Origin of the sequence: Laceyella sediminis, from assembly GCF_003003125.1 — a bacterium.
Lineage (GTDB): Bacteria > Bacillota > Bacilli > Thermoactinomycetales > Thermoactinomycetaceae > Laceyella > Laceyella tengchongensis.
The window spans coordinates 1-22,274 of the sequence record NZ_PVTZ01000008.1 but is presented as its reverse complement, the minus strand read 5'-3'; the positions used below and the strand labels follow the sequence as shown (position 1 = coordinate 22,274).

The window sequence follows — 22,274 nt, the reverse complement described above, 5'->3', positions numbered from 1 at the left end:
ACTGAAGGATGGGATGAGCGATGACCACCATTCGCAAAAATGTAGCGGATTTGAGCAAACAGGAAAAGCGCAGGTTTGTCCGGGCTTTGTTGATTTTAAAACAAAAACCGGGTCGCATTTCCCCCAGATGGGGTCGGTATGATGATTATGTGTATATCCATTTAAAGTCGATGGAAAACATGACGGCTGTTTATCCAGGATGGGCACACAGCGGGCCGGCGTTTCTCCCATGGCACCGCTATTTGCTGTACCAGTTAGAAAAGGATTTACAAGAGATCGACCCGTCTGTGAGCATTCCGTATTGGGATTGGACCGCACAACGACGCCCAGATGATCCGCGGGGGCCGTGGACGGACGATTTTATGGGAGGAACTGGAGACCCGCGGTTGAACTATCGTGTGACCACGGGGCCATTTGCCTATCCGCGGTGGAAGTTGATCTTGTTTGACCATGGTGAACCGCGGTTGCCTTATTTGCGTCGGCAATTGGGAGTGGGTTCGGGCGGGCGGTCGATTTCCCTCCCCACTGCCGCAGAGGTGAAGCGTTGCTTGCGTGAAACGCCATATTACGTTCCCCCGTGGCGAGCGAAGCTGAATTTGCTAAGACCTGATAGTCCAGCCGTCCGACCCAGCTTTTGCAATCGCTTGGAGGGGTGGTACGGGAAAGGGAACATTCACAACATCGTCCACCGTTGGATAGGCGGGGCTGCACGAGGGTCCATGGCATGGATGAGTGCGCCCAATGATCCGATTTTTTGGTTGCATCACGCCACGATTGACCGTTTGTGGGCTATATGGCAAGCTAGCCATCCTAAAGAAAGATATCAACCGGCGGGGACTGATGGGGAGCGCGGGCCGCGCGGGCACAACCTGCATGATGCGATGGAGCCTTGGAAGTCCATGGGGCGGAAAGTGACGCCAGCGATGGTGTTGGATATGGAGAAATTGGGGTATCGCTATCAATAGAGGAAAAAGCCAAAATGCCGCGCCCGGTTGAGCGTGGACATTTTGGCTTTTTTGTGGTTAAGATGGCACGACAGTGATGTAGCCGATCATCGGCCCTTCATGTTGCGGACTCAAATGGTCGTGGCAAATGATTTCAAACGTGCCCACCTTGTCGGGGATGAACTCAACCGTGGTCACTTCCCCTTTGGCCACCTCGCTGTTCACCTGGAAGGAGGGGATAGAGAAATGATGCTTTTTCCCATGGAAGCCATGGATGTGTAAGCGGATTTTTTCCCCTTTGACCACTGTGATGAACCCGGGGTCAAACCGATACACTTCCACTTCTTTGCCACCGTGGTTCGCTTCGTGCTCCACCGTGAACAAGTGGATGTCACGCGTAACTTGCTTTGCATTGGCGCGGGCGGTTGATTTGCCCGAAGCCGGGGTATCCTGATAAAAAAGAAAATCAGGGCGAAACAAGGCGATGCCAAGGAGGATTAGTCCGCCCGTAATAGAAAGAACGAGCCAACGGGTTGATGTGCCCATCATTTTCACCTCACTATCCCTGAGCCGGCGCCCAGGGTTTTCTAATTATTTCTTCTGATGGATGGTAATCCCTTTTTGTTCGGGGAAATAACACAGAGGAACGTTTCTGCCACTCGCAAATGTTGTGTTTTTTGCTATAATGACAGGTGGGATAAGCGGGAGGGACTACGCTCAATCTTCCTTCCCATTGTTCGAGATGCGCCCATTCTCTACATAGTGGAATGGTGAAGGAGGTTACGTCATGGAAAAGAAGTTCGTAGATACCAGCCATCAAGACAATGAATTTATTGATTTTATGGTTTCCGCCGGTGTCGTTACGGCTCTGTTTATGGGAATTTTTGTTGTAGCGACCGCGGTGCAATTGATGATGTAATTTTGTTGAAAGAGGGGGTTTCTGGCTGGAAATCCTCTCTTTTTATGATGGGGTCGGAGCTGTCGCAAAAGAGCGGCGGTTGGCAAAAAAACACGTGTGAGCTATACTTCAAGATGGGTTAAACGGGTGAAGTTTTTTCAGCCCGATTTCGGGGATCACCTTTTTGTAAGGGGATTCAAGGAAATCGGGGTGCTGATACATAGAATGGAGACGCGTTTGCCCATGATTGACCATGGATTGGAGGATCCGGGAATGAACGTTCATGAGTATCAAGGAAAGCAAATCCTGAAAAAATATGGTGTTGTGGTTCCGAACGGCCATGTTGCTTTCTCTCCGGAAGAGGCAGTAGAAGCGGCTGAGCGCCTGGGTGGAGACCTGTGGGTGGTTAAAGCTCAAATCCATGCAGGTGGCCGCGGCAAAGCGGGCGGTGTCAAATTGGCGCGCAGCTTGGATGAAGTGAAAGCGCACGCCACGGAATTGATCGGAAAGAAACTGGTGACGCACCAAACCGGCCCAGAAGGGAAAGAAGTTAAGCGTCTGTTGATTGAAGAAGGTTTGCCAATTGAGAAGGAATACTATGTGGGCGTGGTGATTGACCGCTCCACCCACCGCGTCGTGATGATGGCGTCGGAAGAAGGCGGCACCGAAATTGAGGAAGTGGCTGAAAAAAACCCGGAAAAAATCTTCAAAGAAGTGATTGATCCGGCTGTAGGTATGATGCCGTTCCAAGCAACCCGCTTGGCTTATAGCATCAATATCCCCAAAGACAAAATCAAGCAAGCCGTTAAGTTTATGCTCGCTCTGTACCAAGCATTCGTGGAGAACGATTGCTCCCTAGCGGAAATCAACCCGCTCATCACCACCACGGACGGCCGTGTGATGGCACTTGACGCCAAATTGAATTTTGACTCCAATGCGCTCTTCCGCCACAAAGATATTTTGGAAATGCGCGACTTGGATGAGGAAGATCCAAAAGAGATTGAAGCGTCGAAATACGATCTCAGTTATATCGCGCTCGATGGCAACATCGGTTGCATGGTCAATGGTGCGGGCTTGGCCATGGCCACCATGGATATCATCAAACATGTCGGCGGCGAACCGGCCAACTTCTTGGATGTGGGCGGCGGCGCTACGGAAGATAAAGTGCGCGAAGCGTTTAAGATCATTTTGTCCGACCCCAATGTAAAAGGCATTTTCGTCAATATTTTCGGTGGAATTATGAAGTGCGACGTCATCGCTAACGGTGTAGTTGGCGCGGCGAAACAAATCGGCTTGGATCGTCCATTGGTTGTCCGTTTGGAAGGAACCAACGTTGAATTGGGCAAGAAGATCTTGAATGAGTCCGGACTGGACATTGTGGCGGCTGACTCCATGGAAGACGGCGCGAAGAAAATTGTGGAACTGGTGAAATAAGGAAATATAGGGACGCCCGAGAAAGGTGGGTTTATAAAGTGAGCATTTTTGTGAACAAAGATACGAAAGTGATTACGCAAGGGATTACAGGAGCAACCGGCTTGTTCCATACCAAACAGGCGCTAGAGTACGGCACCAAAGTGGTGGGCGGGGTCACCCCGGGCAAAGGTGGCACCGAGGTTGAAGGTGTACCTGTATTCAACACGGTGAGAGAAGCGGTTGCGGCGACCGGAGCAAACGCTTCTGTCATTTACGTTCCGCCAGCGTTTGCTGCGGATTCGATCATGGAGGCCGTTGACGCTGAGTTGGATCTGGTTGTGTGCATCACAGAAGGGATTCCGGTACTGGACATGGTGAAAGTGAAACGGTATATGGAAGGCAAGAAGACACGCCTCATCGGGCCGAACTGTCCAGGTGTTATCACTCCCGGCGAGTGCAAAATCGGGATTATGCCAGGATACATCCACCAACCAGGTCACGTGGGCATCGTTTCGCGCAGTGGAACGCTGACCTACGAAGCGGTTCACCAATTATCCACCCGCGGTATCGGCCAGTCCACCGCTGTGGGCATCGGGGGCGACCCTGTCAACGGCACCGATTTCATCGATTGCTTGCGGGCATTTGAAGCTGATCCAGAGACCAAAGCGGTTGTGATGATCGGGGAAATCGGTGGCACAGCTGAAGAGGAAGCAGCTGAATGGATTAAAGCGAACATGACCAAACCGGTTGTTGGTTTCATCGGCGGTCAAACAGCACCTCCAGGAAAACGGATGGGCCATGCCGGCGCAATCATCTCTGGCGGCAAAGGTACCGCAGCCGAGAAAATTGCCACCCTGAAACGTTGCGGTGTGACAGTAGCGCCGACTCCGTCCGTTATTGGTGAAACATTGGTGAACGTATTGAAAGAACGAGGGTTGTTAGACGCTTGCACCACAGGTAAATAAACAACGATCCAAGGGAACCTCTCGCCGGGTTCCCTTATTTTTTTCCTGGAGGGGAAGTGACTTGTATGGAGAAACGTGAATGTTGTATCATACTGAGTCAAGTGGAAGGGATCGGTTGGCAGACGGTCGATCGGTTTATGCGGCTTGTAGGGAAACCAACGCACGTCAGCGTCGGCGAGATGTTAGATATATTGCGGGTGTTGGGCGTCGCCGAGCGGGTGGTCGACCGGGCCAAAGCCTGTGCCTATTTGCTGTCCCAGCAGGTAGAAGCGTGGGCAGCGGATGGGATCGAAGTCATCACTCGCTTTGATGAGGCATATCCTTTGTACCTGACGGAAATAGCGCAACCGCCGTGGGTATTATTCTGTAAGGGTGACCGTTCTTTGCTGGGGGAGCCGAGCGTGGCCGTGGTGGGAACTCGCAAGCCCACGCCTTACGGATTGCGGGTTACGCGCATGTTGGCGCAAGCGCTGGCCGAACAGGGACTCGTCGTCACCAGCGGGATGGCTAATGGCATCGACGGGGAAGCACACCGCGCCGTGTTAAAATCAACAGGGCGGACGATTGCTGTGCTGGGGGCGGGCATTGATGTGATCTATCCCAAGAATCATCGGACGTTGTATCAGGAATTGACCAGCCGGGGGCTTGTTGTTTCCGAAATGCCTCCAGGCACTCCGCCGCACCCGGGTTTATTTCCGCGGCGCAATCGCATCATTAGCGGATTGTCCCTGGGCACGCTGGTAGTGGAAGCTGCGGAGCGGTCAGGATCGTTGATCACTGCCGATTTTAGCATGGAACAAGGGCGGGAAGTATTCGCCGTGCCCGGCCCCATCACAACAACGCAAAGCCAGGGGACGCTAAAATTGATCCAACAGGGTGCCAAATGCGTGCGTTCGGTTGAAGATATATTGGAAGAAATTCCGTTTGTGGCGTATAATCAAGCCGTTCAACAAGATACGGTCACCGCTTCGGATTTGACGGAAGCGGAACAGTGGTTGCTGGAGCGAGTGGCGCCTGATCGGCCCGTGTCGATTGACCAGATCATGGGCTTGTCGGGGACGAAGTGGGAATTTGGTCAGATTCATCAGTCCCTGCTCAGTTTGGAACTGAAGGGCATGATTGCCTCCATGCCGGGAGGACAGTACATTCGCAAGTAGCTGTGACCGATGCGTGATTCTTTTCTCAGTTGAATAATGAACATCAAATTTGGTATTGTTACAAATACGAGTGTAAAAAACATCCGTAGAATACATGGCGATACTGTTGAGGGGAGGGCCATCTTATGGCCGATTCGCTGGTTATTGTCGAATCGCCCGCGAAAGCCAAAACCATTAAAAAATACTTAGGGAGCAAATACATTGTCAAGGCTTCGATGGGGCATGTGCGCGACTTGCCAAAGAGCCAAATGGGAGTCAATGTGGAAGATAAATTCACACCCAAGTACATTACCGTTCGGGGAAAAGGGGATGTCTTGAAAGAGTTGCGCCAGGCCAAAAAGAAAGTGAAGCGCGTGTATCTGGCCGCCGACCCCGACCGCGAAGGGGAAGCGATTGCCTGGCATTTGGCGCATATTCTCGACGTGCCACTCGATCAGGAATGCCGCGTGGTGTTTAACGAAATTACTAAACAAGCGGTGAAGGACGCTTTCAAACAGCCGCGAAAGATCAACATGGATTTAGTGAATGCGCAACAGGCGCGTCGCATCTTGGATCGGCTCGTTGGCTACGGGATCAGCCCGATTTTGTGGAAAAAGGTAAAAAAAGGGTTGAGCGCGGGGCGCGTGCAATCCGTTGCGGTCAAGTTAATCATGGACCGCGAGTTGGAGATTCGGCAATTCGTCCCTGAAGAATATTGGACGGTTACCGCCGTCTTGGCTAGTGGCGAAGATGAGGTGGAAGCGAAATTCCACGGTTACCACAATAAGAAAACAGAATTGAAGAGTGCGGAAGATGTAGATAAACTGCTTGCTGACATCAAAGGGAAGCGCTTTATCGTCGAGGAAATCAAGACGAGCGAACGCAAACGCAATCCCGCTCCCTCGTTTATCACCAGCACGTTGCAACAGGAAGCGGCGCGCAAATTGAACTTCCGCGCCCAAAAAACGATGGCCGTCGCACAGCAGTTGTATGAAGGGATCGATCTCGGCAAAGAGGGAACGGTCGGGTTGATCACTTATATGCGTACCGACTCTACCCGCATCTCAGAGACGGCCCAAGCTGAAGCGAAAGCCTACATCGAACAGACTTACGGCAAAGAATACTTACCCGCGTCCCCCCGCACGCACAAGAAAAAAGCAGGAGCGCAAGACGCTCATGAAGCGATCCGCCCGACATCCGTCCTGCGAAAGCCAGCGGATATCAAAGAGTATTTGTCGCGGGATCAGTTTCGCCTGTACAAACTGATCTGGGAGCGGTTTGTCGCTTCACAGATGGCAACGGCGGTTTTCGATTCGGTTACGGCCGATATCCGTGCGGGGGACGCTTTGTTCCGGGCCACGGGGTCGAAGCTGAAGTTTGCCGGATTTATGAAAGTTTATGTGGAGGGCAATGACGAGAATAAAAAGGAAGAAGATAAGTTGTTGCCGCCGCTTACTGAGGGGCAAACCCTCAAACGGAAAAGCATCGACCCCAAACAGCACTTTACCCAGCCGCCTCCGCGCTATTCCGAGGCGAGCTTGGTGAAAGAGCTGGAAGAGAAGGGCATCGGGCGCCCTAGCACCTATGCGCCCACGTTGGACACGATCCAGAAGCGTGGATATGTGTTTTTGAAAGAGAAACGGTTTGTCCCCTCTGAGCTGGGGGAGATTGTGATCCAATTGATAGGAGAATTCTTCCCAGAGATTTTGGATGTGAAATTTACGGCGAACATGGAAGATGACTTGGACCAAGTGGAAGAAGGCAAAGCGGACTGGATTCAAGTCCTTGACCACTTTTACCAGCCGTTTCAAAAACGGTTGCAGACGGCTGAAAAAGAGATGGCGGAAGTAGAACTAGAAGATGAAGTTTCCGATGAAGTTTGTGAGAAATGCGGCAGTCCGATGGTGTACAAATTTGGCCGCTTCGGCAAGTTTCTGGCTTGCTCCGCGTTTCCGGAATGCCGCAATACCAAAGCCATCGTCAAGTCGACCGGAGTGACGTGCCCGGAATGCAAGCAAGGTGAAGTGGTCGAACGCAAAAGCAAAAAGCAACGAACCTTTTATGGTTGCAACCGATACCCCGACTGTGAATTTGTTTCATGGGATGCTCCAGTCGCGCGCCCTTGCCCCAAGTGCAAAGGGATGATGGTAGAGAAAAAAGGGAAAAAGGGAACGGTGATTCGTTGCACCTCATGTGACTACAACGAAGAAACGAAGGACTAAGGAGAGAAGATAACCATGACACAACCAGTTGTGACCGTCGTTGGTGCTGGCCTTGCCGGCAGTGAAGCCGCATGGCAGTTGGCAGAACGGGGCGTGCGCGTCAAGCTGTACGAAATGCGGCCTGTCAAGATGACGCCGGCCCACCGCGGAGGGCAGTTTGCTGAGTTGGTGTGCAGCAATTCTCTGCGCGCCGCTACCTTGACCAACGCAGTCGGTATTCTGAAGGAAGAGATGCGCCGCTTGGATTCTTTGATCATGCGCGCTGCGGATAAACACGCCGTTCCGGCAGGAGGGGCGCTGGCGGTCGACCGGGAAGGCTTTTCGCAAGAGATCACCGACACTCTTCACAATCATCCGCTTGTGGAAGTAGTAAATGAAGAGCTGGAAACCATTCCAGATGGGCCGGTGGTAATCGCGACTGGGCCACTGACGTCGGCGTCGCTGTCCGCGCGGTTAAAGGAGCTGACGGGGGAAGAGTATCTGTATTTTTATGATGCCGCTGCTCCGATTGTAGAAAAAGAGAGCATCGATATGGAGAAGGTGTTTGTGGCGTCCCGCTATGACAAAGGGGAAGCAGCCTATTTGAATTGTCCGATGACCGAAGAGGAATTTGACCGCTTTTATGAAGCGCTTATCTCGGCTGAGACGGCCCCGTTGAAGGAATTTGAAAAAGAGATTTACTTCGAGGGGTGCATGCCGATTGAGGTGTTGGCCAAGCGGGGTAAGAAAACGCTGCTTTTCGGCACGATGAAACCAGTCGGATTGATCGATCCGCGAACGGGGAAACGGCCTTACGCCGTCGTCCAATTGCGCCAGGACAACAGTGCGGGTACCTTGTTCAACATCGTCGGTTTCCAAACCCATTTGAAGTGGGGACCGCAGAAAGAAGTGATTCAATTGATCCCCGGGTTGGAAAATGCCGAGATCGTCCGGTATGGCGTCATGCACCGCAATACATTCATCAATTCCCCCAAACTGTTGAAGCCGACGTACCAATTCCGCGACCGTGAAGACTTGTTTTTTGCGGGACAGATGACGGGAGTAGAAGGATATGTGGAATCGGCCGCCGCTGGTTTGATTGCGGGGATCAATGCCGCCCGGCTGGTGCAAGGGCGGGAATTGGCTGTGCCGCCTAAAACGACGGCTATCGGTAGCTTGGCTCATTATATCACCACAGCCGATCCCAAACATTTCCAACCGATGAATGCCAATTTTGGATTATTTGAGGAGTTACCTGTGCGGATTCGGGGTAAAAAAGAACGTGCGGAAAAATATGCGGAGCGGGCGCTGGAAGAAATTGCAGCGTTTGCTCGCCAGGTGGCCGATTGCTGATCACGGCCACTGGGGGGTAGCGGGAGGAGCGCAAGATTCGACAGGATTGGATGTTGCCAATGTCCTGTGGGTGAAAGATAAAGTGGCTGGAAGCCTGTAAGCTAGCTGATTGCCAAACGAAAGGAGGAGAGCGGGCAACCTGAAGCTTAGCAGGGGGTGTGACACCTTAAGCTCTCAGGGAGAGGCCCGCCGCCTTTCGTGTCATCGACTGAAAGGCACAGACATCAGCTTCGGGTATATTTGCCAGCCATCTTAAGCCCCCCCTTTCGAAAGGCTGTTCCTTCAAGCTGGATTGGCGCACGGATTATGTTGAATCTGACGTACCGAAGAGGAGGAAATCACGATATGGGTCAATTCCACGCCACCACGATTTTTGCGGTGAGGCATAAAGGAGAAGCCGCCATCGCTGGAGATGGGCAAGTGACTTTCGGCAATCAAATGATTATGAAGCACGGTGCTAAAAAAGTGCGCCGTTTGTATAAAGGGCAAGTGTTGGCCGGGTTCGCTGGTTCTGTTGCCGACGCCATCACCTTGTTTGAGAAATTTGAAGCCAAGCTGGAGGAGTTTCACGGCAATTTGGCCCGGGCCGCTGTCGAGCTAGCTAAAGAGTGGCGGACCGATAAAATGTTGCGCCAATTGGAGGCGATGATGATCGTGCTAAACCGAGAGCACTTGCTTCTCATCTCGGGGACGGGGGAAGTGATCGAACCCGATGACGAAGTGTTGGCCATCGGTTCGGGCGGGAGCTATGCTTTGTCCGCCGGGAGGGCGTTAAAACGGTACGCTCCTGATCTGACAGCACGGGAAATCGCATATGCCGCACTCAGCATCGCTAGTGAAGTGTGTGTCTTTACCAATGACCAAATCATTGTGGAGGAGATTTGACATGACGCAATTGAATCCCCAACAAAAATGGACTCCACGGCAAATTGTGGCGGAATTGGATAAATACATCGTGGGTCAGGATAAAGCGAAACGAGCGGTGGCCATCGCGCTTCGCAACCGTTACCGTCGTTCGCTCTTGCCTGATGACCTGAAAGAGGAAGTGGTGCCCAAAAACATTTTGATGATCGGCCCAACAGGTGTCGGGAAAACGGAGATTGCCCGCCGCTTGGCCAAGCTTGTTGGAGCGCCGTTTGTCAAATTGGAGGCGACCAAGTTCACCGAAGTGGGCTATGTAGGGCGCGATGTAGAATCTATGGTGCGCGATCTGGTTGAAACCGGCATTCGCATGGTAAAACAGGAGAAATTGGAAAGCGTCAAAGAGCAGGCGCGACAATTGGCGGATGAACGAATTGTCGAAATATTAGTACCAGAGAAAAAAACGGCGTCTTCCTTTAAAAATCCATTGGAGCTGCTTTTTCAGCAAAATAGCGGATCGTCTAGCCAGGCGCAAGATCCCAGTGAGCAAGCGCGCATCCGCAGTGAGCGGCAACAGATGAGAGAGAAACTGGCAAGGGGTGAACTGGAAGAGCAGACTATCGAAATCGAGGTCGAAGAGCAAGCCTCCATGATGGATATGTTCCAAGGCATGGGCATCGACCAGATGGGCATGAACATGCAAGAGATGTTGGGGCAATTTATGCCTAAGAAAAAGAAGCGTCGCCGCTTGAAAGTGAAAGATGCGCGCGAAGTGTTGATTCAACAGGAAGGCCAGAAATTAATCGACATGGACATGGTGACCCAAGACGCGATCGAGCGCGTAGAACAATCCGGCATCATCTTCCTTGATGAGATTGACAAAATCGCTGGCAAAGACCGGCACGGTCCGGATGTTTCCCGAGAAGGGGTTCAGCGGGACATTCTGCCTATCGTAGAAGGATCTACAGTGATGACCAAATACGGACCGGTCAAAACCGACCACATCTTGTTCATTGCTGCCGGGGCGTTCCACGTGTCCAAACCTTCCGATCTCATTCCCGAATTGCAAGGACGGTTCCCTATTCGGGTTGAACTGGATGACTTGACCGCCGACGACTTTGTTCGCATTCTGACTGAGCCGAAAAGCGCTTTGATCAAGCAATACACGGCTTTGTTAGAAACCGAAGGGATTCAGGTGACATTCACTCCTGAAGCCATTCAGGAATTGGCCCGCTTGGCCGCTGAAGTGAACCGTTCCACGGAAAACATCGGAGCGCGGCGGTTGCACACCATTCTGGAATGCCTCCTGGAAGAATTGTCGTTTGAGGCTCCTGAGATCAGAATGGGCGAAATTACGATTACGCCGCAATATGTCAAACAGCGCCTACAAGATATTGCCGAGGATCGCGATTTGAGTCAATACATTTTATAGAGAGGAGAATGAGGGCGATGCATCTCCTGTCTAAGTCGAGGCGAATCAATCGCTTGTTGCAACAGGCAGAGGGACGGGCGGTCAGCTTTATGGAGATGTCCCGCATCATGAGCGAGGTGATCGCATGCAACATCTATGTGATCAGCCGCAAAGGGAAAATATTGGGATGTGGAAGTCCTGTGTCGGGAACCGGAGTGGAGCTTGAAAATATGAATGCGGGTGAAAAGATTTCTGCCGAAATCAACGCCCGTTTGCTCGGATTTTCAGAAACGAACGCCAATATTGAGTCGCTGGGCGAGTTACATTTTGCCAACCCGGCGCCGCTTTCCCCTTATTTCACCATCGTTCCCATCCAGGGAGGGGGAGAGCGGCTGGGTACATTGTTGCTTGCGCGCCTGGGTAATCCGTTTGTCCATGATGATCTGGTGTTGGCGGAAGTGGCGGCGACCGTCGTCGGCATGGAGATTTTCCGCCAAAAAGCGGAGAAAGCGGCGGGAGACGCCCGGTGTCGGGCTATGGTGCAATTGGCAATCGACTCCTTGTCCTTCAGCGAACTTGAGGCGGTCGAGGAGATTTTTGAAGAGATGGACGGCAAAGAAGGATTGCTGGTTGCCAGCCGCATTGCGGATCGGGCTGGAATCACCCGCTCGGTTATCGTTAACGCTTTGCGCAAGCTGGAAAGCGCGGGTGTTATCGAATCCCGTTCGCTAGGCATGAAAGGGACGCACATCAAGATTTTAAATGACCATCTGTCGCCGGCATTGGAAAAACTACGCAGTTATTAACAAATCGCGATTACAACTTGCGTAGCCGAATAGGGATATGGTATATTCTTGAATGGTGCGAACACACACGTCGAGGTAGCGGGCAGGTGGTGCCGGTATGATCCCGGTTACTGTCCTCGATGACTTCGGCGGAGGATAAAAACCAAACTTAAGGAGGACTTACCCATATGGCAGTTGTATCCATGAAACAATTGTTGGAAGCTGGGGTACACTTCGGACACCAAACCCGTCGTTGGAACCCCAAAATGAGCAAGTACATCTTCACCGAACGTAACGGAATCTACATCATCGACCTGCAAAAAACCGTCAAAATGATGGAACAAGCGTACAACTTCGTACGCGAACTGTCTGCGAACGGTGGAAACGTCCTGTTCGTTGGTACCAAAAAACAAGCGCAAGAGGCAGTGAAAGAAGAAGCTGCGCGTTGCGATATGTTCTATGTGAACCACCGTTGGTTGGGTGGTACGCTCACCAACTTCCAAACCATCCGCAAACGCATTGAGCGCCTGCATGATTTGGAGCGTATGGAAGAAGACGGCACGTTTGATGTGCTTCCGAAAAAAGAAGTAATTCTTCTGAAGAAAGAGCAAGCCAAACTGGAGAAATTCCTGGGCGGCATCAAGCACATGAAAAAACTGCCTGACGCTCTCTTCGTGATCGACCCGCGCAAAGAGCGCATCGCGGTGGCCGAAGCTCGCAAGCTCAACATCCCAATCGTGGCGATTGTTGACACCAACTGCGATCCGGACGAAGTCGATTATGTCATCCCGGGTAACGATGATGCCATCCGTGCCGTTCGTCTGTTCACCGGCAAAATTGCTGATGCGATTTTGGAAGGTCGTCAAGGCGAGCAACAAAGCACAACTGCTTCTTAATGAGTGAAAGAGGGTGGCATGAAACAAATGCGTTTCTTGCCCACCCCTTTTTATACGCAAAAAACTTAAGGAGGACCTCACATGGCAATTACTGCGGCTATGGTAAAGGAACTGCGCGAAAAAACCGGCGCAGGCATGATGGATTGTAAAAAAGCACTCACCGAAACAGGTGGGGACATGAACAAAGCGATCGAGTACCTGCGTGAGAAAGGGATCGCCAAAGCCGAGAAAAAATCGGATCGCATTGCGGCTGAGGGGATTGTTGAATCCTACATACATGCTGGCGGACGGATCGGCGTGCTCGTTGAAGTAAACTGTGAGACCGATTTCGTTGCCAAAAACGAAGATTTCCGTCAATTTGTTAAAGATGTTGCGATGCAAATCGCCGCGATGAACCCAAAATATGTTCGTCGTGAAGAAATCCCACAAGAAGAGATCGAAAAAGAGCGTGAAATCCTCAGACAACAAGCCCTGCAAGAAGGCAAACCGGCTAACATCGTCGACAAAATGGTGGAAGGCCGCCTGACCAAACACTTCAAAGAAATCTGCTTGGTTGACCAAGCATTCGTGAAAGACTCCGACAAAACGATCGACCAAGTAACCAAAGAATTGATCGCCAGAATTGGAGAAAACATCAACATTCGCCGTTTCGTCCGCTTCGAGATGGGTGAAGGTCTTGAAAAACGCCAAGACAACTTCGTAGAAGAAGTAATGGCTCAAGTGAAGAAAGACTAAGGCAGTTATATAGGGGAACACGGCCAATGTGTTCCCCTTTTTTTAAGACAAGTTGCATATTGGTTGGAACGGAGGAACGTCATGAGTACTCCCAAGTACAAACGGGTTATCTTGAAGTTGAGCGGTGAAGCCTTGGCAGGAGGAATGGGCTACGGCATCGAATCTAATGTGATTCACTCTTTGGCCAAACAGATCAAAGAGGTTGTGGAACTTGGCGTGGAAGTGGCTGTCGTGGTTGGCGGCGGCAACATCTGGCGTGGGATTAAAGGGTCCGAGCGGGGCATTGACCGGGCCACGGCCGATTATATGGGGATGCTGGCTACAGTGATGAACTCCCTTGCATTGCAAGATGCGCTGGAGAGCATGGACGTCCCCACCCGTGTGCAATCTTCCATTGAAATGCGGCAAGTGGCCGAGCCTTACATCCGCCGGCGCGCAATTCGCCATTTGGAGAAAGGGCGTGTCGTGATTTTTGCAGCTGGAAACGGCAACCCATTCTTCTCTACGGACACCACCGCCGCTCTTCGGGCTGCCGAAATTGAGGCTGAAGTGATCTTGATGGCGAAAAACGGTGTGGACGGCGTCTACACAGCCGATCCCTCCAAAGATCCCAATGCGGAAAAATATGAATCGCTCACATACCTCGAGATCCTCAGCAAAGGGCTGAAGGTGATGGACTCCACTGCTTCCTCACTGTGCATGGACAACAATATTCCGCTGATTGTCTTCAACATCTCTGAAGAAGGCAATATTCGCCGCGTTCTATTAGGAGAACATATTGGAACATTGGTAAAGGGGAGCGTATAAGCATGAACCAGGTGAAAAACCAGGCGCAAGACAAAATGGACAAGGCCATCCAAGTGTTGAAGAAAGATTTGTTGACACTGCGCGCGGGACGGGCTAATCCTGCGATTCTGGATAAGGTGATGGTTGAATATTATGGTTCTGAGATGCCAATCAACCAAACCGCCAACATCTCGGCGCCGGACCCGCGCACGCTGTTGATCCAGCCTTGGGACAAATCCGTTCTGAACGAGATTGAGCGTGCGATCTTGAAATCGGAGTTGGGGTTGACCCCAACCAATGACGGGAGTGTCATTCGCATCACCATTCCGGCACTGACGGAAGAACGCCGAACCGAGTTGGTAAAAGTGGCGCGCAAAATGGGTGAAGAAGCGAAAATCGCCATCCGTAACGTTCGCCGGGATGCCAATGATGAGCTGAAAAAAATGGAGAAAAACGGAGACATTCCAGAAGACACTTCCCGTCGCGGCCAAGAAGAAATTCAAAAACTGACAGACCGTTTCATCAAAGAAGTGGACCAAGTGGTGGGAGACAAAGAGAAAGAAATCATGGAGATTTAACGTGGTTCAATAGAGCATGGTCTGGGTGGGAACCCCTTCGCTTTCGAGGGGGTTTTCTATCTACTTTAGCCTTGCTTGTCTGGGGCGTGTCTGATAAAGTCAGACGGCCGGGCGCCGTTTTCTTGACACGCCCTGGCGAGATGAGTTCTTGGTTCGGGGGAATGTTCTATGATCAAATCGCTGAAGCGCTTTGTAAGTGCAGAAAATCCAGATAAAGGCGCGAAAAGAACGAAAGAAGAACTGCTGGAATCCATCAAGTCTGCGCCCTTGCCGGAGCATGTCGCCATCATCACAGATGGAAACGGCCGATGGGCCAAAAAGCGCGGCCTTCCGCGGACAGCGGGCCATGCCCAAGGAATGAAGCGCGTGCGCGAAACCATCCGCGCCGCTGACGCGCTGGGAATCAAAGTGCTAACGTTCTATTCCTTTTCCACAGAGAATTGGAAACGTCCGCAAGACGAAGTGGAATACTTGATGAAATTGCCCATTGAATTTTTGAAGACCGACTTGAATGAATTGATCGAGCGCAACGTGAAAGTGCAGATGCTGGGCGAGAAAAGCAAAACTCCCTCGGCCACTCAGCAAGCCCTGTTGGCGTTTGAAGAGAAAACCAAAGATAATACGGGTCTTATCCTAAATTTTGCGATCAATTACGGTTCTCGGGATGAAATCCTTCAAGCTGTTCACCGGATTATAGATGACGTGCAAAATGGTCATATTGATAAAGAACAAGTGAATGAACAATTGATGAGTCAATATTTGTTGACTAAGGGATTGCCTGATCCCGACTTGGTGATTCGCACCAGCGGAGAAATCCGCGTCAGCAATTTCTTGTTGTGGCAATTGGCATATAGCGAACTGTTGTTTACGGATGTACTTTGGCCTGACTTTACCGATGAAATATTCTATGAAGCGATCGAAGACTTTCAACGTCGTTCGCGTCGGTTTGGAGCGGTGTAATAGACAGGGGAATAGTATATGAAGGAACGTATCATTACAGGTGTATTAGGGGCTGTGGGATTCTTGCTCATCGCCTATGCAGGCGGCTGGCTGTATACGGGTATGATGTTTTTGTTGGCCGTTCTCTCGTTTTTGGAATATGCCAAAATGAATCGGACTCCCCTCACCAGCTTGCAAACGCTCATCGGTGTCGGGATTGTTGCGCTGCTGTTTTTAAGCGGCTTGATGAAAGAGCATATGGTGCCCACAGCGGCTTTCTTGCAGGACCCCGCCCCCATGATGTGTGGCCTTGCCCTTTACATGGTTCTGATCGTTCTGAGCCGAAATCGGTTTGATCTCTTTCAGATGGCTTATCTGTTTGTCGGTGCCATATATATAGGGTATGGGTTTTCCTACATGATGCAGACGATTTGGAAACCGGACGGTTTGACATGGTCGCTGTTGGCGATCTTGGTAACGTGGGCCAATGATTCGGGAGCATATTTCATCGGCAAACGATGGGGTCAACGCAAATTGTGGCCGGACATTAGCCCCAATAAGACGATTGAAGGGTCGCTTGGCGGAGTGCTGTTTGGACTGGTGATGAGTCTAATCATTTGCATCGTGTCGGGGTTGGGCAACTTTGTGTTTGCAATTGGGATTGGTTTGCTGATCACGATCGTGGGGCAAGTGGGCGATTTGGTGGAGTCCGCTTGGAAACGAAGTGTAGGTGTGAAGGATTCCGGTACCATATTGCCTGGACATGGCGGTGTGTTGGATCGTTTCGATAGTCTCATTTTCACGTTTATCATCTTGTATCTGTTTCAGGTGGTGTAAAGGGGAGGAATAAAGATGCCGGAGAAGATAGCGATTCTCGGCTCGACGGGCTCAATTGGGACGAGTACGTTGGATGTGGTTGCAAAGCATCCGGAGGAATATCAAGTGGTTGCCCTAGCTGCCGGAACCAATGTCGATAAAATGATTGAGCAAGTAAAACAATTTCAACCATTGCTTGTCGCCATGCAATCGAAAGAGGCGGCCGAGCGAGTGGCGCGGGAAATCCCATCCCACATCAACGTGTTGTGGGGCGAGGAAGGCTTGATAGAAGTGGCCGCACATCAGGATGCGACGGTTGTTTTGTCGGCGTTGGTGGGCAGTGCGGGGTTAAGGCCTACCTTGGCCGCCATCCGGGCGAAGAAGAAACTGGCCTTGGCCAATAAAGAAACACTGGTGACGGCAGGTCATATCGTCACAGCCGAAGCCAAACGGAACAGTGTTCCCATTCTTCCCGTCGACAGCGAGCATTCCGCGATCTTTCAATGTTTGAACGGGGAACATTTTGAAGATGTTGTGCGGTTGTTGGTGACCGCCTCCGGTGGGTCCTTCCGGGATCGCACAAGGGAAGAGTTGAAAGACGTTACTGTGGAAATGGCGTTGAAACATCCGAACTGGGCCATGGGCGCCAAGGTCACCATCGATTCGGCAACGATGATGAACAAAGGCTTCGAAGTGATTGAAGCGCACTGGTTATTTGATCTGCCATATGAGAAAATAGATGTAATTCTTCATCCTCAAAGCATTATTCATTCCTTGGTCGAATTTCGCGATGGGGCGGTCATGGCTCAGCTCGGCACACCGGATATGAAAGTGCCTATCCAATACGCGCTGTCCTATCCGCGCCGGTTGCCGCTGATGACAGAGCGGTTGGACTTGCTGAAGCTGGCTCGGCTCGATTTCCGCCCAGCCGATTTCAACCGGTATCCGTGTTTGCGGATGGCTTATGAAGCGGGTAAAGCTGGCGGGACCATGACGACTGTTTTGAATGCGGCCAATGAAGTCGCTGTCGCCGCCTTCCTCAAAGGAAACTGTTCCTTCTTGATGATCGAAGAAGTGGTGGAGAGGGCGCTAAATGCGCACAATCCGGTTTCCTGTCCATCGCTGGAAGAAATTGATGAAGCCGACATGTGGGCACGGCAATTCGCTTCCGACATCATGCTGCACTCAGTGTAGATGGTTTGAGGCTGTTGATTACCGGATGGTGGTGAAAACCCATGCAACAAGTAATTGTGTTTATATTGGTGCTGAGTTTTTTGGTGTTTATCCATGAGTTGGGCCATTTTCTCTTCGCCAAGCGTGCAGGGATATTGGTCAGGGAGTTTGCGATCGGTTTTGGACCGAAGATTTTCGGTAAGATCCACGGGGAAACGATGTACTCGATTCGGGCCTTGCCGTTAGGCGGCTTTGTGCGCATGGCTGGCGAAGATGCCGAGTTGGTGGAGCTGAAAACGGGCACGCTTGTTTATGCTACGCAGACGGCAGACAAGCTGGATCATGTCTACCTTTACGAGCCTCCGCAACAAGATCAAGCGGTCGTGATGGGTCGCGTGGTGGAGGCTGACTTGGAGAAGGAGCTTTACATTTTGCTTGAAGATCAAGACGGCCGCGAGCACCACTATACACTGCATCCCCAGGCGATGATTCATTACGATCAGAAAAATGTGGTGCAGATCGCGCCCTTGGATCGTCAGTTCGGTTCTAAAACGACTGGACAAAAGGCGATGGCCATTTTTGCTGGCCCCTTGTTCAACATTGTATTGACGGTGATCCTCTTTACCGTGCTTACGTTGATGTCCGGAATCGAAGATCGGTTGCCGGTGGATGAAGTGGTGGCCAATTCGCCTGCAGCCAAAGCCGGTATCCAGGCGGGGGATTTGATCACAGCGGTTGATGGCAAAGAAGTTCGGAATATGGATCAATTGCGGTATGCGCTGATCGAGTCCAAAGGCCGGGAAGTGAAGGTGACCGTCAAGCGCGGTGAGCAGGTGAAGGAATTCGGGGTCACTCCTCAAAAAAATGGGGAGCTGTATCAAATTGGCGTGCAGTTTATCCACGATGAGATGAGACGGGAAGCTTCGTTCGGGGAAGCGATAGGTGCTGGATTTACCAAGACGTATGACTGGACGGTCATGATCGTGGACAGCCTTGGCAAATTAGTGACAGGCCAAATGTCCGTTGAAAGCCTCGGTGGTCCAGTCCAGATGGGCAACATCACTGGGAAGGCTGCTGAGAGCGGGATTGAACCGCTGATTCAGATTACCGCACTGTTGAGCTTGAACTTGGGAATCTTCAACCTACTTCCTATTCCGGCCCTAGATGGTAGCCGACTTGTTTTTATCGGTTTGGAGGCGATCCGTCGCCGGCCGATTGACCCCACGAAAGAAAGCATGGTGCATTTTGTCGGCTTTGCACTGTTGATGATGCTGATGATTTTCGTTACATACAACGACATCAGAAAGATCTTTTTTTCGTAGGTTTCAATTAAACCGAAGTTCATCTAAGATGGGCTTCGGTTTTTCTCATGTCGCGAGTTTGCATCCGATGCGTGCCGAGCCAATTAAGTTGGCTGATAAAGCGTTGGGAAACGATGTACCTGATGCCATTTGTCATGTGTGAAGCGAAGGGGAAATGAAACATCGGCTTTTATCTCTTCGCGATTTTTTGTATGATTATGAGTGATGTAGCGTAATGGAAAAAGAGAGGGATTGTTGTATGCGGCAAAAAAATGCGCTTATGCCGACTTTGCGTACGGTAAGTGAAGCGGAAATGATCAGCCATCAATTGATGTTGCGGGCGGGATATATCCGCCAATTGGCGGCGGGAATTTATACATATCTGCCATTGGGATATCGCGTCTTAAACAAAGTGTCGAACATCGTGCGGGAAGAGATGGATCGCATTGGAGCCCAAGAGTTGTTGCTCCCAGCACTCCATCCATCTGAACTGTGGCAAGAGACGGGTCGTTGGGACGCGTACGGTCCGGAACTGTTCAAAGTGAAAGACCGCCATGACCGGGAATTCGCGGCTGGGCCGACCCATGAGGAGGTTATTACCAATCTGTTGCGGGGAGAGATCAATTCCTACAAAAAACTGCCTATGTCCCTGTACCAGATCCAAACCAAATTCCGTGATGAGAAACGGCCTCGATCCGGCCTGTTGCGCGGGCGCGAGTTTTTGATGAAAGACGCCTATTCTTTCCATGCCGATCGGGAGTCGCTCGACAAAACGTATGAAGACATGTACCAAGCTTACCAAAACATCTTCACCCGATTGGGCCTTGACTTCCGTGCGGTAGAAGCGGATGCGGGGGCGATTGGTGGGAAAGGCACCCATGAATTCATGGTCTTGTCTGAAGCTGGCGAAGATACGATCGCGATGTGTGCTTCGTGCGACTATGCGGCTAACATTGAGATGGCGACCGTCGTCAGCGAAACGCAAGCAGAGGAGCGAGTGGCAGGCTCGGCCATTGAAAAGGTAGCCACCCCAGGAAAACGCTCGATTGAAGAAGTTGCGTCATTCTTGCAAGTGGGCCCGGAACGGTTGGTGAAAAGTCTGTTGTTCGTTGTTGATGGTGAGCCTGTGCTGGTTCTGGTTCGCGGTGACCATGAAGTGAATGATGTGAAAGTGAAAAACCTGTTGGAAGGCGCCGTGTGCGAATTGGCAGACGAGGAAACTGTTCGCCGAGTGGCTGGCGTTCCGAGCGGGTTTGTGGGGCCGGTCGGCTTGAAGGAACAGGTGAAGGTGCTGGCTGACCAAGCCGTCATGCAGTTGGGCAGCCTGATTGTGGGTGCCAATGAAGTAGACGCTCATCTGATGCACGTTCAGGTTGATCGTGACTTCACCGTCGATTTGGTGGGCGATCTGCGCAACATCCAAGAAGGAGACGTTTGCCCGCGTTGTGGCGGCGCGATCCACTTTAAGCGCGGAATTGAAGTGGGCCATGTCTTTAAACTAGGCACGCGCTACAGTGAAGCGATGAACGCCCGTTTCTTGGATGCAAATGGAAAGGAACAACCTTTCATCATGGGTTGTTATGGAATTGGTATTTCCCGTGTGGTGGCGTCAGTCATTGAACAGCACCATGATGAAAACGGCATTGTCTGGCCGGTTGCGGTGGCGCCGTTCACTGTACACCTGATTGCCGTCAATATGAAGAATGAAGAGCAGAGCAAGGTGGCCGAGAGCTTGTATGCGGAATTGAAGCAAGCGGGCATCGAAGTTCTGTTTGACGACCGTTTGGAGCGGGCGGGCGTGAAATTTAAAGATGCTGACTTGCTCGGCATTCCCGTCCGGATCACTGTGGGCGCCAAAGCGGGTGAGGGTCTCGCTGAGATCAAACTGCGCCGCTCGGGCGAGAGTAAGGAAGTGGCGGTTGCCGATCTGCTGAATGAATTGCCAGCTTGGATTAAGCGGGCTGACCAATAAGTTATATGAACGAACCCCCTTTCCCAAATCAATTTGGAGAAAGGGGGTTTTGTTGTGTGTGTGATCGTGTGTTAAACATTAAATAGGGTTCAAAGATAAACGGAAAAACCATGTTCAAAGACATGTTGCTGACTATTTTGCTTGATGCTTTAGATCAAGAGCCGTTTTAAAACCAATTATCGCTACAAAGTAAGACTTGTCCATCAAATAATACTTCCAAGTGTTGTTCATAACTAACTCAAATGATTACATACATTTTTTATTCCGTTCCATTGCATTCCTTTGGGTGCCATATCAATAGCTTGGGCGGATGTTGTGTTTTTTTGCGAAAATTTTGCACGCATTTCATAGGCGTTGATGATGTCCAATGAGGTAATTACCTGCTTTGATGTCTGACGTATGGTGTTGGCCAAGAAATGATGGATCATGCGGAGCAAATAGGAGTGTGCATTCATTGCTCCAAGTTTCTACCGAGGGATTCCTATCAAAATCGTTCCCCTCTGTATGAATGTGACATGTTCATTTATCACAAAGATTTAGCCTGAGGAGCGGGCATCAGCACTACGCATTTATTGGGGAAGATTGGATTGTGGCAGGCCAATACGAAAAGTTGGATACTTGTGATCTCGTAAGTTGTAGCCTATTTAATTAGCTTGTATCTGGTTCCGTGAAAGCGGCCTTTTGGTTATTCGTTAGCTTCTTCGTCTAATGAGTTTTTTATATTAGTAAGAGATTTTATTTATGTGCGTGATAGGCTTGACAACAGCAAAGTACTTGATAACACTGGCTTCTGAGGAGATGTGAGGTCGCTGTGAAAAGAAAGCTATATTTTTTCTAAAAAACTACTTGCAATGATTTTATAGGCGTGATATATTATTTCTTGTCGCCGCGATGCGGTGATCACAACGAAACGCACCTTGAAAATTAGATATGGAATAAAGCAACGAGGTTAAGAAGGAAAATCCTTCTTTGATCGTCGATGTTGCAATCACCGAGGAGATACCGAGCGGCATAGCGATATGCCGAATAAACCTAGTAGGTTAAGCTACTAAGGGCACACGGTGGATGCCTTGGCGCTAGGAGCCGATGAAGGACGGGACGAACTCCGATA

At 50.9% G+C, this 22,274-nt stretch carries 20 protein-coding genes and 1 rRNA gene; 20 read left to right on the top strand and 1 reads right to left on the bottom strand.

Annotation, left to right across the window (positions count from 1 at the left end; translation table 11 throughout):
- Nucleotides 1–20 precede the first annotated feature (20 nt).
- Nucleotides 21–965, top strand: coding sequence for a tyrosinase family protein (locus CLV36_RS10460; protein ID WP_106342645.1), 945 nt, complete (start codon nucleotides 21–23; stop codon nucleotides 963–965).
- A gap of 57 nt (nucleotides 966–1,022) precedes the next feature.
- Here CLV36_RS10460 and CLV36_RS10455 read toward each other — a convergent pair whose 3' ends face one another.
- Nucleotides 1,023–1,490: a cupredoxin domain-containing protein gene (locus tag CLV36_RS10455; RefSeq protein WP_181352979.1), complete on the bottom strand. Its 468-nt coding sequence runs from the start codon at nucleotides 1,488–1,490 to the stop codon at nucleotides 1,023–1,025.
- A gap of 241 nt (nucleotides 1,491–1,731) precedes the next feature.
- On the opposite strand from CLV36_RS10455, the gene CLV36_RS17875 reads away from it, so the two are divergent.
- The 19 genes from CLV36_RS17875 to CLV36_RS10365 form a co-directional block, all read left to right on the top strand.
- Nucleotides 1,732–1,863, top strand: coding sequence for a hypothetical protein (locus CLV36_RS17875; protein ID WP_022736273.1), 132 nt, complete (start codon nucleotides 1,732–1,734; stop codon nucleotides 1,861–1,863).
- Between the two features lie 252 nt (nucleotides 1,864–2,115).
- Entirely contained in the window at nucleotides 2,116–3,276 is a 1,161-nt protein-coding gene (gene sucC / locus CLV36_RS10450) for an ADP-forming succinate--CoA ligase subunit beta (RefSeq protein WP_106342714.1), read from the top strand.
- Nucleotides 3,277–3,314: 38 nt separating this feature from the next.
- Nucleotides 3,315–4,220, top strand: coding sequence for a succinate--CoA ligase subunit alpha (gene sucD, locus CLV36_RS10445; protein WP_102992716.1), 906 nt, complete (start codon nucleotides 3,315–3,317; stop codon nucleotides 4,218–4,220).
- Between the two features lie 65 nt (nucleotides 4,221–4,285).
- Entirely contained in the window at nucleotides 4,286–5,377 is a 1,092-nt protein-coding gene (gene dprA / locus CLV36_RS10440) for a DNA-processing protein DprA (RefSeq protein ID WP_106342643.1), read from the top strand.
- A 125-nt stretch (nucleotides 5,378–5,502) separates the two neighbouring features.
- Nucleotides 5,503–7,578 carry a type I DNA topoisomerase gene (gene topA / locus CLV36_RS10435; RefSeq protein WP_106342642.1) on the top strand — a complete coding sequence of 692 codons (2,076 nt, stop codon included), beginning with the start codon at nucleotides 5,503–5,505 and terminating at the stop codon, nucleotides 7,576–7,578.
- A 15-nt stretch (nucleotides 7,579–7,593) separates the two neighbouring features.
- Nucleotides 7,594–8,910 (top strand): FADH(2)-oxidizing methylenetetrahydrofolate--tRNA-(uracil(54)-C(5))-methyltransferase TrmFO, encoded by a 1,317-nt coding sequence (gene trmFO / locus CLV36_RS10430; RefSeq protein ID WP_106342641.1) that lies wholly within the window; start codon nucleotides 7,594–7,596, stop codon nucleotides 8,908–8,910.
- 345 nt (nucleotides 8,911–9,255) lie between these two features.
- Nucleotides 9,256–9,795, top strand: coding sequence for an ATP-dependent protease subunit HslV (hslV, locus tag CLV36_RS10425; protein WP_102992712.1), 540 nt, complete (start codon nucleotides 9,256–9,258; stop codon nucleotides 9,793–9,795).
- A 1-nt stretch (nucleotide 9,796) separates the two neighbouring features.
- Nucleotides 9,797–11,203: an ATP-dependent protease ATPase subunit HslU gene (gene hslU / locus CLV36_RS10420; RefSeq protein ID WP_181352978.1), complete on the top strand. Its 1,407-nt coding sequence runs from the start codon at nucleotides 9,797–9,799 to the stop codon at nucleotides 11,201–11,203.
- A 17-nt stretch (nucleotides 11,204–11,220) separates the two neighbouring features.
- The gene (gene codY, locus CLV36_RS10415) at nucleotides 11,221–11,988 is read left to right on the top strand and encodes a GTP-sensing pleiotropic transcriptional regulator CodY (protein WP_106342639.1); all 768 of its coding nucleotides are present in this window, start codon (nucleotides 11,221–11,223) and stop codon (nucleotides 11,986–11,988) included.
- A 167-nt stretch (nucleotides 11,989–12,155) separates the two neighbouring features.
- Entirely contained in the window at nucleotides 12,156–12,863 is a 708-nt protein-coding gene (gene rpsB, locus CLV36_RS10410; RefSeq protein ID WP_022736264.1) for a 30S ribosomal protein S2, read from the top strand.
- 81 nt (nucleotides 12,864–12,944) lie between these two features.
- Nucleotides 12,945–13,598 (top strand): translation elongation factor Ts, encoded by a 654-nt coding sequence (gene tsf / locus CLV36_RS10405; protein WP_022736263.1) that lies wholly within the window; start codon nucleotides 12,945–12,947, stop codon nucleotides 13,596–13,598.
- 81 nt (nucleotides 13,599–13,679) lie between these two features.
- Nucleotides 13,680–14,405 carry a UMP kinase gene (gene pyrH / locus CLV36_RS10400; RefSeq protein WP_102992709.1) on the top strand — a complete coding sequence of 242 codons (726 nt, stop codon included), beginning with the start codon at nucleotides 13,680–13,682 and terminating at the stop codon, nucleotides 14,403–14,405.
- A 2-nt stretch (nucleotides 14,406–14,407) separates the two neighbouring features.
- Nucleotides 14,408–14,962 carry a ribosome recycling factor gene (gene frr, locus CLV36_RS10395; RefSeq protein ID WP_022736261.1) on the top strand — a complete coding sequence of 185 codons (555 nt, stop codon included), beginning with the start codon at nucleotides 14,408–14,410 and terminating at the stop codon, nucleotides 14,960–14,962.
- 168 nt (nucleotides 14,963–15,130) lie between these two features.
- Nucleotides 15,131–15,922 (top strand): undecaprenyl pyrophosphate synthase, encoded by a 792-nt coding sequence (locus tag CLV36_RS10390; protein WP_022736260.1) that lies wholly within the window; start codon nucleotides 15,131–15,133, stop codon nucleotides 15,920–15,922.
- An 18-nt stretch (nucleotides 15,923–15,940) separates the two neighbouring features.
- Nucleotides 15,941–16,738 carry a phosphatidate cytidylyltransferase gene (locus CLV36_RS10385; protein ID WP_102992708.1) on the top strand — a complete coding sequence of 266 codons (798 nt, stop codon included), beginning with the start codon at nucleotides 15,941–15,943 and terminating at the stop codon, nucleotides 16,736–16,738.
- 15 nt (nucleotides 16,739–16,753) lie between these two features.
- On the top strand, nucleotides 16,754–17,911 hold the full coding sequence (locus CLV36_RS10380) for a 1-deoxy-D-xylulose-5-phosphate reductoisomerase (RefSeq protein WP_106342638.1): 1,158 nt from the start codon (nucleotides 16,754–16,756) through the stop codon (nucleotides 17,909–17,911).
- Nucleotides 17,912–17,952: 41 nt separating this feature from the next.
- Entirely contained in the window at nucleotides 17,953–19,212 is a 1,260-nt protein-coding gene (gene rseP / locus CLV36_RS10375) for an RIP metalloprotease RseP (RefSeq protein ID WP_102992706.1), read from the top strand.
- A 238-nt stretch (nucleotides 19,213–19,450) separates the two neighbouring features.
- Nucleotides 19,451–21,163 carry a proline--tRNA ligase gene (locus CLV36_RS10370; protein WP_106342637.1) on the top strand — a complete coding sequence of 571 codons (1,713 nt, stop codon included), beginning with the start codon at nucleotides 19,451–19,453 and terminating at the stop codon, nucleotides 21,161–21,163.
- Between the two features lie 1,038 nt (nucleotides 21,164–22,201).
- Nucleotides 22,202–22,274: ribosomal RNA gene (locus CLV36_RS10365) — 23S ribosomal RNA — on the top strand; the annotation flags it as partial.

Bases quoted from the DNA above. Each gene is read 5' to 3' on its own strand.
- CLV36_RS10380 (WP_106342638.1), top strand. From the start codon at position 16,754: ATGCCGGAGAAGATAGCGATTCTCGGCTCGACGGGCTCAATTGGGACG.
- codY (WP_106342639.1), top strand. From the start codon at position 11,221: ATGCATCTCCTGTCTAAGTCGAGGCGAATCAATCGCTTGTTGCAACAG.
- frr (WP_022736261.1), top strand. From the start codon at position 14,408: ATGAACCAGGTGAAAAACCAGGCGCAAGACAAAATGGACAAGGCCATC.
- pyrH (WP_102992709.1), top strand. From the start codon at position 13,680: ATGAGTACTCCCAAGTACAAACGGGTTATCTTGAAGTTGAGCGGTGAA.
- CLV36_RS10460 (WP_106342645.1), top strand. From the start codon at position 21: ATGACCACCATTCGCAAAAATGTAGCGGATTTGAGCAAACAGGAAAAG.
- CLV36_RS10385 (WP_102992708.1), top strand. From the start codon at position 15,941: ATGAAGGAACGTATCATTACAGGTGTATTAGGGGCTGTGGGATTCTTG.
- topA (WP_106342642.1), top strand. From the start codon at position 5,503: ATGGCCGATTCGCTGGTTATTGTCGAATCGCCCGCGAAAGCCAAAACC.
- rpsB (WP_022736264.1), top strand. From the start codon at position 12,156: ATGGCAGTTGTATCCATGAAACAATTGTTGGAAGCTGGGGTACACTTC.
- hslV (WP_102992712.1), top strand. From the start codon at position 9,256: ATGGGTCAATTCCACGCCACCACGATTTTTGCGGTGAGGCATAAAGGA.
- tsf (WP_022736263.1), top strand. From the start codon at position 12,945: ATGGCAATTACTGCGGCTATGGTAAAGGAACTGCGCGAAAAAACCGGC.
- sucC (WP_106342714.1), top strand. From the start codon at position 2,116: ATGAACGTTCATGAGTATCAAGGAAAGCAAATCCTGAAAAAATATGGT.
- CLV36_RS10455 (WP_181352979.1), bottom strand. From the start codon at position 1,490: ATGGGCACATCAACCCGTTGGCTCGTTCTTTCTATTACGGGCGGACTA.
- hslU (WP_181352978.1), top strand. From the start codon at position 9,797: ATGACGCAATTGAATCCCCAACAAAAATGGACTCCACGGCAAATTGTG.
- CLV36_RS10390 (WP_022736260.1), top strand. From the start codon at position 15,131: ATGATCAAATCGCTGAAGCGCTTTGTAAGTGCAGAAAATCCAGATAAA.
- dprA (WP_106342643.1), top strand. From the start codon at position 4,286: ATGGAGAAACGTGAATGTTGTATCATACTGAGTCAAGTGGAAGGGATC.
- trmFO (WP_106342641.1), top strand. From the start codon at position 7,594: ATGACACAACCAGTTGTGACCGTCGTTGGTGCTGGCCTTGCCGGCAGT.
- CLV36_RS10370 (WP_106342637.1), top strand. From the start codon at position 19,451: ATGCGGCAAAAAAATGCGCTTATGCCGACTTTGCGTACGGTAAGTGAA.
- CLV36_RS17875 (WP_022736273.1), top strand. From the start codon at position 1,732: ATGGAAAAGAAGTTCGTAGATACCAGCCATCAAGACAATGAATTTATT.
- rseP (WP_102992706.1), top strand. From the start codon at position 17,953: ATGCAACAAGTAATTGTGTTTATATTGGTGCTGAGTTTTTTGGTGTTT.